Source organism: Acinetobacter sp. TYF_19 (genome assembly GCF_043105125.1).
GTDB lineage: Bacteria > Pseudomonadota > Gammaproteobacteria > Pseudomonadales > Moraxellaceae > Acinetobacter > Acinetobacter johnsonii.
Genome location: NZ_JBICLH010000072.1, coordinates 49002 through 63934, shown reverse-complemented (window position 1 = coordinate 63934; position 14933 = coordinate 49002). Strand labels below are relative to the sequence as shown.

The window sequence follows — 14933 nt, the reverse complement described above, 5'->3', positions numbered from 1 at the left end:
TACGTTATATATGGTATGTATGCGGGAAATGGATGCAATATTAAGCAACACAAGTTAAATAAAGAGCGCTTAATATTGAGAACAACAGCTGAGAATTTAAGGATTACTGATAGGAGAATCGGGCGATATGGAAAAGATTTGGTTCGCAGAATACCAAAAAACGGGGATTCCAGAGACTGTAGAATTGCCACCAGAAAATACGTCATTGGTTGATGTATTTGAAAGAAATTTCCAAAAATTTGGCTCTCGTGATGCTTTTATCTTTATGGATAAAGTACTCACTTTTAGTGAGTTAGAAGAAGCAAGCCGTAAATTTGCAACGTATTTACAAAGTTTGGGTCTAGCAAAAGGCTCACGTGTCGCTGTGATGATGCCGAACGTTCTGCAGTATCCTATCGTTGCTTTGGGTGTATTCCGTGCAGGTTTAGTACTGGTTAACGTCAATCCACTGTATACCGCGCGTGAACTTGAACATCAGTTAAATGACTCGGGTTCAGAAGTTTTAGTGATCATCGAAAACTTTGCCTCTGTTTATCAAGCGATTAATGGTAAAACCCCAGTTAAACATGTTGTGATTGCCTCTGTAGGTGACATGTTGGGTGCATTAAAAGGCACACTGGTGAACTTTGTATTACGTTCTGTGCGTAAGCAAATTCCAGCATGGAATATTCCTGGCCATATTAGCTTTAATGCGGCAATGTCGAAAGTTAGTGCAAGCAACTATAAGCGACCAAATTTAACTTTAAGTGACACAGCGGTTCTTCAGTATACAGGTGGTACGACAGGTGTGTCTAAAGGTGCCGAACTGACGCATCGTAACCTTGTGGCGAACATGTTGCAGTGTGATGGTATTTTCCAAAGTAAATTTGGTGCACAAGACGGCCAACCCGATGACCGCATTTTCTGCGCATTACCGCTTTATCACATTTTTGCGTTTATGGTTTGTGCGATGTACGGTATGTACAAAGGACAAGCGAATGTTTTGATTCCAAACCCGCGTGACTTACCAGGGGTAATGAAAGAATTACGTAAATACCAACCATCATTTTTCCCAGCAGTGAATACTTTATTCAATGCCTTGGTGAACAATGAAGAGTTTAAGCAACTCGACCACAGCAAATTAAAAATGGCAATGGGTGGTGGTATGGCAGTTCTTCCTTCTACAGCTGAAGCGTGGAAGCGAATTACTGGAACCAACATTATCGAAGGTTACGGTCTATCTGAAACTTCACCAGTTGCAACGGCAAATCCACCTGCATCTGAAGAGTTCAGTGGCACCATTGGTATTCCATTGCCATTAACTGAAGTTGCGATTTTGGATGATGATGGTAATGAAGTTGCATTGGGTGAACAAGGTGAAATTTCAATCCGTGGTCCTCAGGTGATGCGTGGCTACTGGAACCGCCCAGATGAAACAGCTAAAGTGATGACTGAAGATGGTTTCTTCCGTACGGGTGACATTGGTGTCATGGACGCTCGCGGCTATGTTAAAATTGTAGACCGTAAGAAAGACATGATTTTGGTGTCAGGCTTTAACGTTTACCCTTCAGAAATCGAAGAAGTGGTTTCAAAGCATCCTAAAGTATTGGAAGTGGCTGCCATTGGTGTACCTGATGAAAAATCAGGTGAAGTACCAAAACTGTTTGTGGTGAAGAAAGATCCATCTTTAACCACAGAAGAAGTCTTGGCCTTTGCGAAAGAGAACTTAACGGGTTACAAACGTCCGCGTTATGTTGAATTTTTGGATGAGTTACCGAAATCAAACGTAGGTAAAATCCTACGTAAAGATTTACGTAAAACAGCTTAAGTTCAAATAAAAAAAAGCGCCGTCAGGCGCTTTTTTTCATGTTCGCATTTAATTTTTCATTAACCAGCGATCAATATAGGGACGGCCAATGCCTAAGATGCCAACAAAGGTCAGCATCGTACCGCACTGACGACTAAAGGCTGGGAAAGCAAAACTACCAAAACTCAGGACATTATCGATCAGACAATAGACGGTCACTGCAAGCAACCAAGACCATAGGTTTTGACGTTTAATCCCGACCATCCAAAATGCAATGATCAGCATGACCAGTGTGCCAAGAGTCGAACCAATATTCATATTGGCACAAATGACCGCCAATAAAAATGCAGTAACGGGAAGCACAATCTTTAAAACACGATCCACTTGGCGTTGATGTTGACGCTGAATTTCGAGCACGTCGAACATTTCTTTTTGATCAGGGCTAGCCATGCTGGAGTCTCATCGGGAAATTATAAAAACACTATAATTTAACCAAATTTATCCTCGGAATGCCATGCTATGATAGCCGTCGAAATGATCTTGATGAGAAAAAACCAATGCAAAGCATTAGCGGGATTATTTATCTCATTTTAATTGCTTGTTTACTGCCTTACGTATTTACAATCATTGCTAAAAAAACAGCAGGATTTCGCGCCAAAGATAATCAACATCCGCGTGAATTTCTCGCCAAGACGACTGGTCTGGCAGCACGTGCCAATGCGGCACAGCAAAATAGCTTTGAGAGTTTACCGTTATTTATTGCCGCTATCTTAATGGCTGAATATATGGTGATTCCGCAAGTGGTCACCATGACGTTTGGTATTGCCTATCTTGTCTTTCGTGTGGTGTATGGGATTTGCTATTTGGCCAACTGGTCGACGCTTCGATCGATCGTTTGGCTGTTGTCACTGCTTTGTCCTATTTGTTTATTATTGTTGGTCATTCGACTAACGATGGGCTAAGTGCGAAACATACATATTTTCACCCAGTGGATGTATAATCGCAGAAATATTTTTTTCTCAAAAACCGTTATAATCGATGCGGTTTTTTAAAAGATTTAACTTGTTAAAGAGTGATGTTATGAGCTATAGCAATATCCCTGCGGGTAAAGATGCACCGAACGATATCTACGTGATCATCGAAATTCCTGCAAATGCAGCACCAATCAAATATGAAATTGATAAAGATTCGGATGCGCTTTTTGTAGATCGTTTCATGGGTACAGCAATGTTCTACCCAGCGAACTATGGTTATGTACCAAACACCTTGTCTGAAGATGGTGACCCATTAGATGTACTTGTTGTAACGCCGCATCCAGTTGAACCAGGTTCAGTGATTCGTTGCCGTCCTGTGGGTAAATTGAACATGGAAGATGACGGTGGTATCGATGCGAAATTAATCGCAGTTCCACACGACAAGTTAACGCCAATTTATAAAGACGTGAAAGAATATACCGATCTTCCACCTTTACTGATTCAACAAGTTGAACACTTCTTCGCGCACTATAAAGACTTAGAGCCAGGGAAGTGGGTTAAATTAACAGGTTGGGAAGGTTCTGAAGTTGCTAAGCAAGAAGTGCTTAAAGCAATCGAAGCAGCAAAATAATTCTGTCTATGAAGCCTCGATTGAACTGTGTTTGATTGTAGGCTTCAATAAAAAACCTGCACAATGTGCAGGTTTTTTATTAGATTAGCTTTTCCATAGAAATTAGAAGAATTTCACAGGAATGTCTAACCAAACACGCCATTCGTTGGTGTCACCAATGTATGCATTTGTTTGATATTCATCACTTGCACGGTAGTACGAATGACGTAAACGTAAGCTCGCATCTTTAGCAAAACCAGATTGAACTGTATATTTCACTTGGTTAAAGAATTCATGCTCTTGCGCATCATTCGTCATATCTTTGACTTTGATATCCCAACCGTATACAAATGCAGTTGTCCAGTTTAGACCTGGTAATATACCTAATTTACCAAAATCAAGACTGTACTGGATTTGGGCAGATTTTTCATCGTTACCAATAAAGTCAGAAAGGTATGAGTTTGGAAGGTATATACTTTGGAAGCCATCAGCATTTTGACCATAGTCATAACCAACATTACCACTGTTTTGTTGGTATGCAACCATGATGTTATGTGCGCCAGTATTATAAGCTGTAGAAAGAGCCCAAATATCATTCTTACGATCTGATAAGTTATCAGTGGTTTGTGAATAAGTATTTGCTGCTTCATCAAACTTAGTATGATAAGCACTTAAATCGTAAGTTAATGAACTGTCATTCGCTAAAGGCTGTTTAAAGTTCACATTTACATAATGACGTTCAAGAGCATTTTTGCTGTCTAAGCCATAATAAGATGCATTTAAATTGTCATCAAATTTGTACTTAGCTCCCCAAACAATTGCACGATCAAGACCATTGCCATTGACGTCAGCATCGGTTTTGATTTGATCAGACATTTGGTTCTTAGTAAATTTACCAGCAACAATTTCAAGATTCTTGATTTCGTGGCTAGTTAATAAAGTACCTGTAAAATATTCAGGAACCATACGTCCAGTATTACTTGCAAGAACAGGTAAATCGAGTACTTGAGTACCATAACGCACTTCAGTATTTGAAATACGCGCTTTGACGATACCGCCACCACGAGCCCAGTGGTCATAAGCATCAACATGGCCATTTGAATCTTTTGCACCATTGTTGTGCAATGGAATCATTTGGTTGCCAGCATGGTTATTTTCGCCTAATTTGAACGAACCATCACCAACTACGCCTAAACCAAACCCAACGATACCTTTGGTATAACCAGACTCAATTTTAACTATTGCGCTTTGAGCTGCTGAACTTGTATCAGCTACACCATTTTTCTTGTCACGACTTAAATAACCAGTACGAAATAACACTGATCCTTCAGCGTCCTCAACGAAACCTTTAGATTCACTTTGCTCACTCGCAAAAGCTGTTGATATAAGTGCAGTTTGTACTAAAACTGCTAATGCTAATTTTTTTGTGTTTTGCATTGGGGAGCGAACCTTATACAAATTGGATGGAAAGAGAACAGCAATTGTATAAGTAATCGCTGAAAAATTGTCATTTTTATTTAACATATTCAACTAAAGTAATGCATTTTTTTGTAAGCGATATGTTTGAAATATTTTAATTTTAGTTAAAATATTCGGTTTACTAAAATAAATCTTTATAAAACATTGAATTATTTTTCTCTTCTTAATTCTGTTTTTCGCTATGTATTGCAGAATATAATATATAGACTGTGAGGTCATTTTAGCTTATGAATCAAAGTGTTCAGATATTTCTGGGCTTTTGGAATCGGCTCAAAATCACCCATAGCCAGATTGGCAAACGATGAATTACACAGCAGTTACCTAGGGAAAATTGACCCATTGTTAAAAAATAGCTTTAAAATTTATGGGTATGGAATCAGTAAATGATTCATGTCTAAAGAAATTTTGAGAGCTTAAATGCATAAAAATTCACATAAAATTGCACTATTTTTAATTTTTTCCACTGGCAGTGTGTTGGTCAACGCAAGTGAGCCCCAGCAACAAAGCTCAGAAGGCGGACTTAGCGGAAGCCTTGCTGTGCTCAGTCAGTATATTTATCGTGGGGGTATTGAAAATGATCAGCCTACCCTACAAGCAGGGCTTGAATATGAACATGCATCTGGTCTATATGCTGGTTATTGGGCTTCAACACTGAATTATGATGCAGCAGATGTCAGCAAAGATCACGGTGTTGAGCATGATTTTTATATGGGTTATGCAGGCACACTCAGTCCAGATTTAAGCTATCGCTCACATATTGTGACTTATTTATATAATGATGGCGGCTCGGTCTATAATGAAGATCGAACAGAACACCGAAGTACAACTGGAGCGGAATTTGTAAATAGTCTGAGCTATAAAGACTTTGATGTAGGCGTCACGGTGGCTTTAGCCGATGTGAGCTATGCCAATGCGGGCGATACCTATTTAAGCCTTGCACATCACTATGCCCTTCCACAAAACTTTGAATTCAATAGCTCAATTGGTGCATCGATTTATCGTCAGCATGATGATGCCATACTCACTACAGAGAAGAACTTTACTGTTAATGAAGTTCGCTTAGGCTTGAGTAGACCCTTTGCAGAGAGAGGGATCGAAATGTCTGCGGATTATATTTATGGTGTACATAATCGTATGGGCGAGGATTTAGAAGACCATTTGGTGCTGGGTTTAACTTACAACTTTTAAATGTTAAAGATATGAAGAGTGCATCCTGATCGGTTGGAGATGCACTTTTTTTATGCACTTAAAAACGTACGTTCCAAAGATGAGTCTCAAAATAGCGCATATTGTAAACAATTATGTTTGCTTGATCAGCTTGGCTTCAATTCACCGCGAAGATATTTAACGATCAAGTTGAGGGTGAGTTAATTTTTTTATATTTAATATAAATTTAATAAAAACAAATTCTTAATATGATTTTTTGAAAAATGGGTCTGGTATTGAATTGAATGTGGCATAGCTATTGCTACTAGCTACATGAGTTTATCGAAATAACCAAAAAACGTCGGATACGATGTGGGGGAATCAAACAATGAAATTTGCACTTAAAGCATTATCTTTAGCTGTGGTGGCTTCAGCTTCTACATTCACTTTCGCAGATGACGAGCCAGCATTACCGTTTGGTTTCTCTTTTAGCGGAAGTGCTGCTGTAACAACCGACTATCGTTTCCGTGGTTTAACTCAAACCCAAAATGATCCAGCGGTACAAGCGGGCTTTACTTTGGCACATGACTCAGGCTTGTATTTGGGTCTTTGGGGTTCAAATGTTGATTTTGGCGAAGGTTCACCGAGCTTAGAGCTCGATCCATCGATTGGTTTTGCAACAACATTAGAAAGCTTTGCCAGCAAGCCAGTGCTTGATGTGGGTATGGTGTATTACAACTATCCAAGTGCAGATGATCTGAACTGGTTAGAGTTTTATGGCAAATTAACCTTTGCGAGTGTCTTTACTGAAGGGGACAGCCTACTGACCAATGTAAACTATACCAATGACTATGTTGCAGCAGATACAGACAGCTGGAACATCAATGCTGGTTATACGATTCCATTTGGTTCAACGGGCTTTGGTGGCGTTGCGAATGTGGGTTATACCGTGGTCAGTGATGAAGATAAATATTCATTTGGTGATGATGACAATTATGTCGATTGGAAAGTGGGTGTGACTTATGCATTCCAGTCTATTCCTGGTGCAACAGCAGAATTGGCAGCAGTAGGAACCAATATTGATACTGATAATCTGGATCATGTGACAGCACGTGGTGTAGAAACAGGTGCCGTGTTTACCTTAACTAAAACTTTCTAAGTTTTCGCATCTTCAAAACCCCTCTAGTCCTAAGGACTAGAGGGGTTTTTCTATGTGGAATTTAGCGATTTTTAGGCATTTTGCTGTCGGTAGGAGAGAGCTTCAGTCAAATGTCCCGTTTGAATGTGCTCTGACTGGGCCAAATCCGCAATGGTTCTGGCCACTCTTAAAATACGGTGATAACCCCGAGCAGACAAATTTAAACGCTGTTGTGCTTTTTCAAAGATTAAAGCCGCTTGTCCATCTAGCGGTGCGAATTGTTCGAGTTGTTTGGGTGATAAAGCCATATTGAGACAAGCTTGGCGCTGCATTTGCCATTGATAAGCTTGAATCACGCGCTCACGTACAGTTGCCGAGTCTTCTACGACTTGTGTGTCTTGTAATTCAGACGCATGCAAGGGTGGTACATCAATATGTAAATCAATTCGATCCAGCAAAGGCCCGGAAATACGGTTTTGGTAGCGTTTAATCGCCTCGGCTGAGCACTGACAACGGCTATCTTGATTAAACGCATAACCACAGGGACACGGATTCATTGCGGCAATTAGTTGGAAATTGGCTGGAAAGGTGATCTGCCGTGAAGCACGCGAAATCACAATCTCTTTGGCTTCAATCGGCTGTCTTAAAACCTCTAAAACCTTGCGGTCAAACTCTGGTAGTTCATCTAAAAACAGCACGCCTTTATGTGCCAAAGTAATTTCACCGGGTTTGGGTTGTGACCCGCCACCGACTAAGGCAACCGCAGAAGCTGTATGGTGCGGTGCACGAAATGGCCGCTGTCCAAAAGGATGTTGATGATTGGCCACCGAGTAAATACTCGCCACTTCCAAATTCTCTTGCGTGTTCAAGGGTGGGAGAATACTGGCTAAACGTGAAGCCAATAGGGTTTTCCCTGTCCCTGGCGGTCCTTTAAATAGCAAAGAATGACCACCTGCTGCCGCAATCTCTAAGGCACGTCTCGGACGCAGTTGACCTTTAACATCGGCCAAATCAAATTTGTAGTGCTGTGAGGCTTTTAGCGCCGTGGGTTGAAACTGTTGGATGAGATGGTTTTGCGACAGATGCTCACAGACTTGTTTTAAATGTTGCGCTGCAAACACTTGAAAGTTGGGCAGTTGAGAGGCTTCTTGCGCATTGGCCTCAGGTAAAATCAGTTGATGCCCAGCTTGCTGGCAGGCAATCGCAATACTTAAAGTACCTGAAATTGGTCGCAGTTGCCCATCAAGTGCCAACTCACCTATAAATTCAAAATTTTCAGTCCCTTGCTCAGGGAGCTGACCAGAGGCAATTAAAATACCCAGTGCAATAGGCAAATCCAACCGTGAACTGTCTTTGGGCAGGTCTGCGGGTGCAAGGTTAATGGTGAGGCGTTTAGTCGGAAACTGAAAGCCACTATTGATAATGGCGGAGCGCACCCGATCTTTGCTTTCTCGAACGGCTGCTTCAGGAAGCCCCACAATGGTTAAAGAGGGTAGTCCTTGGCTCAGATGAACTTCAACTTCAACCGAAGGTGCGTGTAAACCGAGCAAAGCTCGAGTGTAAATTTTGGCAAAAGACATCTTTTGTTCCATTATAGTGCATTATTTTAATTCGTTATGCGTCTTTTATTGCACCAAACAGGTGCTCATTTTTTGTTCTGGATGCGTAACTCTAAAGCTTCCACTTGTTTCAATAAGTCATTTAAACGCAAATTGGCATTATTCAGCGCAGTACGTTGACGTTCAATTTCATCTTTGGAAACCAAATCCATCTTAGTGACTACTTCATTGAGCAGTGCGCGTAAATTATGTTCTAAGTCTTGTTTAGGTTGTTCGACTTGTTCCAGTATGGCTTGTAATAAAGTTTCAATCATTTCTATATCCAAAAGTTGGAGAAGTGACAGCAGTGTACCATTGCTGCTTCTGACTCTATAGCCTTTCAGATGAAATATGATTTCATCGATTGTAAAAAAATCATAAATCTTCGACTAAAAAACCTGAATTTTGAAGCTCAAAACGCATTTAAATGTATAGAATAGGGTATAAAGAAAACTCATGTCAGACTTTCTTTTCCCCCCAACCTAAGAATTTTTGGCATGAAATTTGAACATAAAACCTTACTGGTGAAATAAGCCGAAGGAAAACAAACATGAAGCTCGTAACTGCAATTGTAAAACCGTTTAAATTGGATGATGTGCGTGAAGCACTGTCTGAAATTGGTGTTCAAGGGATCACGGTAACCGAAGTCAAAGGCTTTGGTCGTCAAAAAGGTCATACTGAACTTTATCGTGGCGCTGAATATGTTGTTGATTTCTTACCAAAAGTAAAAATCGAAATCGCGATCAGTGATGAAATGGTCGACGCGGTGATTGAGTCAATCACACGTGTTGCTAGCACAGGAAAAATTGGCGACGGTAAAATTTTCGTCACAAATTTAGAGCAAGTCATCCGTATCCGTACAGGTGAAACAGGTGCCGATGCCGTTTAATTTGGCATGAAGTTTGCTGAGTAACACATAACTCGCACAAATTAGGTTGGGGGATACGAATGAAAAAGATGCTATTCGCGCTGAGCTTATCTGGCGCACTTTTAGGTGGTTCTGTTGCTTGGGCTGAAGAAGCAGCAACAGCGCCAACGCCATCAGAACAAGTCACAGTGGTTGAAACAACGGATGTGGCTGCTCCAGCGGTACAAGCGGTTGAAGCCGTTGCTGCTCCAGTAGAAGCACCCGCACCTGCAGAAGAAGAACCAACATTAGATACAGGTGATACGGCGTGGATTTTAGTCTCCACAGCACTGGTTTTATTAATGACCATTCCAGGTTTAGCATTATTCTACGGCGGTATGGTTCGTAAGAAAAACGTCTTAAGCACTATGGCACATAGCTTTGTTGCTGCGGCAGTGGTGAGTATTGCATGGGTCATCATTGGTTATACATTGGCCTTTGGTGAGGGCAATGCCTTTATCGGTGGCTTAGATAAGTTCATGCTGACTGGGATCACCACAGATGCACTCACAGGGACGATTCCTGAAGTTCTATTCGTTATTTTCCAAATGACCTTTGCCATCATTACGGTTGCCATTATTAGTGGTTCAATTGCAGAACGGATGAAATTCGGCGCATTTATCGCTTTCATCTCGATTTGGGTAGTCGTGGTTTATGCACCAATTACTCACTGGGTATGGGGCGGTGGCTGGTTAGCAAATGATGGCGCACTCGACTTTGCTGGCGGTACCGTTGTACACATCAACTCAGGTGTGGCGGGTTTGGTTGCTGCATATATGCTCGGCAAACGTATGGGCTTAGGCCGTGAATCAATGGCTCCACACAACTTGGCATTAACCGTTGTGGGTGCAAGCTTACTGTGGGTCGGCTGGTTTGGTTTCAATGGTGGTTCTGCATTGGGCGCAAACGGCTCAGCAGGTTATGCATTACTTGTGACTCAAGTAGCAGCAGCAGCAGCGGCAATCTCTTGGTTAATTACTGAAAAAGTTGCACGTGGTAAAGGTTCAGTACTTGGTGCTGCATCTGGCGCGGTTGCTGGTCTGGTAGTGATTACACCAGCAGCAGGGTTTGTGACTGTCGGCGGTGCACTGGCGATGGGTTTAATCGGTGGTGTGGTGTGCTTCTGGGGTATCAGTGCATTGAAACGTGCTTTAAAAGCCGATGACTCTTTAGATGCATTTGGTTTACACGGTGTGGGTGGTATTGTCGGTGCAATCTTAACAGCATTCTTTGCCAGCGATTTCATCATGGGCGACAAAGCACCAAGTGATGTGATGCATCAACTTTGGGTTCAAGTTGAAGGGGTATTGGCAACGATTGCATACTCAGCAGTATTAACCTTCATTATCTTAAAAGTGATTGATCTGGTGATTGGAATTCGCGTTGAATCTGATGATGAACGTATGGGTCTAGACTTGAGCCAACATGGCGAACGTGTGGACTAATCAATAGAATAATAAATAAACAGTATAATCAATATATTGTGTGAAACAGCCCGAAAGGGCTGTTTTTTTTCTATATCTAGCGTAAAACTCTACAAAACACCGAATTTTTGCTACACTCTAAAACCATTCAAATTTGTTCAATTTAACCACTATGCATTGTCCATTTTGCAACGCTGAAGACAGTAAAGTGATCGATTCACGTTTGGCCGCTGAAGGTTGTCAGATTCGTCGTCGTCGTGAATGTATTAGTTGTGGTGAACGATTCACAACCTTTGAAAGTTATGAAGTGGTCATGCCTCGTGTGATCAAGTCGGATGGCAAAAGTGAACCTTTTGATGAAGCAAAATTGCGTCGTTCCTTGATGCATGCTTTACAAAAACGTCCCGTGACGCAAGAGCAAATTGAAACCGTCTTGAGCGATATTCAGCTGCAAATCCGCCGTTTAGGTGAGCGTGATGTGAAATCACGCACCATTGGTGAAATTGTTATGCAATCTTTATTTTCGTTGGATCATGTTGCGTATGTACGTTTTGCATCGGTCTATCAAGACTTTCAAGATGTCGATGCCTTTCGTCACCAAATTGAACAAATGCAACAACGTGAACATTAAGCGAGTTGTCATCCATGTCTGAATTACAGTCTAGTGCTTTACACGCTGACCAAGCTTGGATGAAACAAGCGATTGCTTTAGCACTGCAAGGTCAATACAGCACCAAGCCAAATCCAAATGTAGGCTGTGTCATTGTCAAAGATGGGCAGTTATTAGGCACAGGTTATCACCCTAAAGCGGGTCAGCCACATGCAGAAGTTTTTGCGATGCGTGAAGCGGGCGAACAGACCCAAGGCGCAACGGCTTATGTCACTTTAGAACCTTGTGCGCATTATGGGCGTACACCGCCGTGTGCCAAAGGTTTGGTCGAGGCAGGTGTGGCGCGTGTTGTGATTGCTTGTCCAGATCCTAACCCCTTGGTGGCTGGTAAAGGGGTACAAATTTTAAAAGAAGCAGGCATAGAGGTCGATGTCGGCATTTGCCAAACCGAAGCGCATCAGTTGAATGCTGGTTTTTTAAAAGCCATGGCTACTGGCATGCCTTATGTGCGTTTAAAAGTTGCCTCTAGTTTAGATGGTCGAACGGCGATGGCTTCGGGCGAGTCGAAATGGATTACAGGCCCAGACGCACGTTTAGATGTTCAGCATTTTCGTGCCATTTCTGGCGTCGTGATCACAGGGATTGAAACCATACTGGCCGATGATCCTCAGCTCAATGTCAGACAGCTTCAGAGTGTTGCGGATCTGACAATGGTTGTACAACCAAAACGTCTGGTGTTAGATCGTCAAGGCCGCTTGCCGCTGACGGCCCAAATTTTACAGCAACCAGATACCGTGATGGTAATGGGGCCTTATCGTCAAGCATTGGCTGATTTAGGCGTGATACAGTTTGCTGTTCAACCTTTAGATCAGTTATTAACGCAGTTGGTTCAATCGCATCAAATTTACGATGTCATGGTTGAGGCAGGTGCAACGTTATCGACGGCTTTTTTACAAGAGAAGTTGGTCGATGAAATGATTAGTTATGTAGCACCGACCTTATTGGGTCAGTCTGCACGTGCAATGTTCAATGCTGAGTTTTCTCAGATGGCAGAGCAACTCCGCTTTAAGCTTATGGATGTCACACAATTCGGTGATGATGTGCGCTTAACGCTTATCCCTTCTCAAGAGTCATTATGAGTTCAGAGTCTACGGTTTATCATAAACGTCGTCACGCGGCACGTACCACCGATGAATATTTGTTTCATCAACTTGTTCCTTATTTGGGGAATAAGCGCCGTTTGTTGCATCTGATTTTAGAAGCGCTTGAGAGTACAGGGACTTTAAACCGTGCAGATGGTCGTGCGCCTATTTTTGCTGATTTCTTTGCAGGTTCAGGCGTGGTCTCACGTTTGGCACGTCAAAATGGTTATCGCGTGATTGCCAATGACTGGGAACCGTATAGCCATGCGCTGAACCATGCCATTTTAGCTTGTACCGAAGCACCTGCATTTAAAGAGTTGGGTGGTTATCAAAAGGCTATTGATTATTTAAACCGCTTGCCTGAAGTTAAGGGCTGGGTAACGCATAATCTGTGTCCGCGAAATGATGAGATCTATGATCCAAGCCGAGATCGTTTGTTCTTCAAACGTCGCAACGGTATGCGTATTGATGCGATTCGTCAGCAAATTGCCACATGGCAGGCACAAGGGGCAATCGATGATGTGGAGATGTCTGCTTTACTGGCACCGCTGCTGTATTCTGCAAGTTTTGTCAGCAATACTTCCGGCGTCTTTAAAAGCTTCCACCACGGTTGGGGCGGTAAAACCCAAACAGCGCTAGAGCGGATTGAATCCTTGCTGTGGTTGACTCCAAGTCGTTTTAGTGAAGTGGGTGATAATAAGCAAAAGAATCCGATGGCTGAAATGTGGTGTGTCGATGCGCAGCATTTGGCAAACCAAATGAGTAGTTTTGAGGTCGATGTGGCCTATCTAGATCCACCCTATAACCAACATGCCTACAGCAGTAACTATCATGTTTTAAATGCTTTAACGCTATGGGATCAGGTGGATTTGCCGACACCAGACACCAAAGGTTTTAAAAGCGGAATTGACCGTGCGTGGCGCAAAGAGCGTCCGAGTCCTTATAACTCGTCAAAGTATGCCAAAGAGGCATATGAAAAATTACTTTCCACCATCAATGCACGTTACATTCTGACCAGTTATTCAACCGATGGTAATATTGAAGCAGGGGACTTGCTCAAAGCCAATTTGGAGCGAGGTCGCGTGACTTTATTAACGCAGGATGTACCGCGTTATCGCGTGAGTAAGCAGCGTCAGTCTGAGCGTGCGCGTGTGTTAGAGTTTATTGTGATCACCGATACCCATGCCAAGTCAGGTCCGCCAATTCGTCAACTGCTTGGGCAGTTGTACCATTATGCCGAATTGGGCGGGGTCGATACATCTGGGGTCACGACACAGTTGGCGCTGTGGTAAAAATATAGAGGTAGAAATCAGAAATGTTTACAGGGATCATCGAAAGTCTAGGCACGGTTGAAAGCGTACAAAATGTCGGTGGCGATGTGCGGTTACGCATTGGTACGGATCTTGATATGTCAGATGTACATTTGGGTGACTCGATTGCCACCAATGGCATTTGCCTCACAGTGATTGACTGGGGTGAGCACTGGTATGCTGCCGATGTCTCACGTGAAAGTTTAAACCGAACCACACTGACCCACTGGAAAGTTGGCCAACGTGTCAATGTGGAAAAGGCGATGTTGCCCACCACACGTTTTGGTGGGCACATTGTGTCAGGTCATGTCGATGCTGTGGGTGAAATCACCGTTGTGCGTGAAGATGCACGCTCGCTTTATTTTGAAGTAACTGCGCCAGCCGAGATTGCACGTTACTTGGCAGAAAAAGGCTCGATCACGGTTGATGGGATCAGTTTAACCATTAATCATTTGCGTGGCCGTATTTTAAGCCTCAATTTAATTCCACATACGGCTGAACGAACCAACATTGGAACGTGGAAGGCAGGCAGTCAAGTGAACCTTGAAGTGGATGTGTTAGCACGCTACATTGAACGTCTGATGATGGGGGATAAGGCTGCGGAAACTACCCCACAATCTAAAATTAGTTTAGACTTTTTGGCACAAAATGGTTTCTTGAAATAGAAAAATCGTTTAGATTGCAGCAAGAATAGACAAAAGATGAGCTCCCTATTTGCCCAAAATGAGGGAGTTTTTCTTTTGAAATGAATAGGTAAGCAATTGAGTATGATGAAAGATAGTACGCAGTTCATTGCACGGATAGGTGAC

15 protein-coding genes are annotated in these 14933 nt (G+C 42.5%); 11 read left to right on the top strand and 4 right to left on the bottom strand.

The window, feature by feature from the left end; all coding sequences use genetic code 11:
- The first annotated feature begins 127 nt into the window (after positions 1–127).
- Complete coding sequence (locus tag ACF8FD_RS10715) at positions 128–1807, top strand: AMP-binding protein (protein WP_279679297.1); 1680 nt, start codon at positions 128–130, stop codon at positions 1805–1807.
- 48 nt (positions 1808–1855) lie between these two features.
- Here the strand turns inward: ACF8FD_RS10715 and ACF8FD_RS10710 are convergent, their stop codons facing one another.
- Positions 1856–2236, bottom strand: a complete 381-nt coding sequence (locus ACF8FD_RS10710) for a hypothetical protein (protein WP_005401008.1) — start codon at positions 2234–2236, stop codon at positions 1856–1858.
- A 107-nt stretch (positions 2237–2343) separates the two neighbouring features.
- Here ACF8FD_RS10710 and ACF8FD_RS10705 point away from each other — a divergent pair, with 107 nt between their 5' ends.
- Both ACF8FD_RS10705 and ppa read left to right on the top strand, forming a co-directional pair.
- Complete coding sequence (locus ACF8FD_RS10705) at positions 2344–2748, top strand: MAPEG family protein (RefSeq protein ID WP_005401007.1); 405 nt, start codon at positions 2344–2346, stop codon at positions 2746–2748.
- A gap of 118 nt (positions 2749–2866) precedes the next feature.
- Entirely contained in the window at positions 2867–3391 is a 525-nt protein-coding gene (ppa, locus tag ACF8FD_RS10700; protein WP_004692877.1) for an inorganic diphosphatase, read from the top strand.
- Positions 3392–3493: 102 nt separating this feature from the next.
- Here the strand turns inward: ppa and ACF8FD_RS10695 are convergent, their stop codons facing one another.
- Positions 3494–4807 carry an OprD family outer membrane porin gene (locus ACF8FD_RS10695; protein ID WP_005401006.1) on the bottom strand — a complete coding sequence of 438 codons (1314 nt, stop codon included), beginning with the start codon at positions 4805–4807 and terminating at the stop codon, positions 3494–3496.
- Between the two features lie 459 nt (positions 4808–5266).
- Here ACF8FD_RS10695 and ACF8FD_RS10690 point away from each other — a divergent pair, with 459 nt between their 5' ends.
- Positions 5267–6037, top strand: a complete 771-nt coding sequence (locus ACF8FD_RS10690) for a TorF family putative porin (RefSeq protein WP_148826913.1) — start codon at positions 5267–5269, stop codon at positions 6035–6037.
- A gap of 346 nt (positions 6038–6383) precedes the next feature.
- Complete coding sequence (locus ACF8FD_RS10685; RefSeq protein ID WP_148826912.1) at positions 6384–7154, top strand: TorF family putative porin; 771 nt, start codon at positions 6384–6386, stop codon at positions 7152–7154.
- A 71-nt stretch (positions 7155–7225) separates the two neighbouring features.
- Here ACF8FD_RS10685 and ACF8FD_RS10680 read toward each other — a convergent pair whose 3' ends face one another.
- A complete protein-coding gene (locus ACF8FD_RS10680) occupies positions 7226–8713 on the bottom strand; it encodes a YifB family Mg chelatase-like AAA ATPase (protein ID WP_062033311.1) in 1488 nt (495 codons plus the stop codon).
- Positions 8714–8778: 65 nt separating this feature from the next.
- The gene (locus ACF8FD_RS10675) at positions 8779–9006 is read right to left on the bottom strand and encodes an accessory factor UbiK family protein (protein ID WP_058868719.1); all 228 of its coding nucleotides are present in this window, start codon (positions 9004–9006) and stop codon (positions 8779–8781) included.
- A gap of 275 nt (positions 9007–9281) precedes the next feature.
- Here ACF8FD_RS10675 and glnK point away from each other — a divergent pair, with 275 nt between their 5' ends.
- The 6 genes from glnK (at position 9282) to ACF8FD_RS10645 (ending at position 14789) form a co-directional block, all read left to right on the top strand.
- A complete protein-coding gene (gene glnK / locus ACF8FD_RS10670) occupies positions 9282–9620 on the top strand; it encodes a P-II family nitrogen regulator (protein WP_004281042.1) in 339 nt (112 codons plus the stop codon).
- 59 nt (positions 9621–9679) lie between these two features.
- Positions 9680–11083: an ammonium transporter gene (locus ACF8FD_RS10665; RefSeq protein ID WP_010325684.1), complete on the top strand. Its 1404-nt coding sequence runs from the start codon at positions 9680–9682 to the stop codon at positions 11081–11083.
- A 151-nt stretch (positions 11084–11234) separates the two neighbouring features.
- Positions 11235–11693, top strand: a complete 459-nt coding sequence (gene nrdR, locus ACF8FD_RS10660) for a transcriptional regulator NrdR (RefSeq protein WP_004692852.1) — start codon at positions 11235–11237, stop codon at positions 11691–11693.
- A 14-nt stretch (positions 11694–11707) separates the two neighbouring features.
- The gene (gene ribD, locus ACF8FD_RS10655; RefSeq protein WP_392453371.1) at positions 11708–12811 is read left to right on the top strand and encodes a bifunctional diaminohydroxyphosphoribosylaminopyrimidine deaminase/5-amino-6-(5-phosphoribosylamino)uracil reductase RibD; all 1104 of its coding nucleotides are present in this window, start codon (positions 11708–11710) and stop codon (positions 12809–12811) included.
- On the top strand, positions 12808–14106 hold the full coding sequence (locus tag ACF8FD_RS10650; RefSeq protein WP_004692850.1) for a DNA adenine methylase: 1299 nt from the start codon (positions 12808–12810) through the stop codon (positions 14104–14106). Before ribD ends, ACF8FD_RS10650 begins: the two co-directional genes overlap by 4 nt.
- 23 nt (positions 14107–14129) lie before the next feature.
- A complete protein-coding gene (locus tag ACF8FD_RS10645; protein WP_004978564.1) occupies positions 14130–14789 on the top strand; it encodes a riboflavin synthase in 660 nt (219 codons plus the stop codon).
- The last annotated feature ends 144 nt before the right edge of the window (positions 14790–14933 follow it).